Raw genomic sequence first — 311 nt, forward strand, 5'->3', positions numbered from 1 at the left:
GAGGGCGTGTGACTTCTGCTTGCGCCGGCGGAGGTGCTCAAGGAGCAGTGACCGGCGTTCCGGGGACAGCTCCGCCAACCTCTGGACTGTGTGCGACATAGCGATTCCTCAAAGACGCGCGGATCAGGAGTTGTTCAGGAGGTGCTGGACTTCCTCTTCGGACAGCGCTTCCAGGTCCCCGAGCACGTCGTCGAGCTCGGAGAGCTGGGCTTCCATCAGTTCGGCGACGCACTCGGCGAGCAGCTCGACGGTCGCCGTGTGCAGCACGGCACGCACGCCGAGCTCGATGCCGAGCTCGCTCTGGAGGCGGA

General features: G+C 65.6%; 1 protein-coding gene. It reads right to left on the reverse strand.

Annotation, left to right across the window (positions count from 1 at the left end; genetic code table 11):
• Positions 1-123: 123 nt before the first annotated feature.
• Positions 124-311, reverse strand: a 188-nt coding sequence (locus V5E28_RS49305; RefSeq protein WP_336217231.1) for a hypothetical protein, incomplete at its 5' end; no start/stop codon positions are given.

This window comes from Nonomuraea sp. LPB2021202275-12-8, assembly GCF_037044575.1.
Classification (GTDB): Bacteria; Actinomycetota; Actinomycetes; order Streptosporangiales; family Streptosporangiaceae; genus Nonomuraea.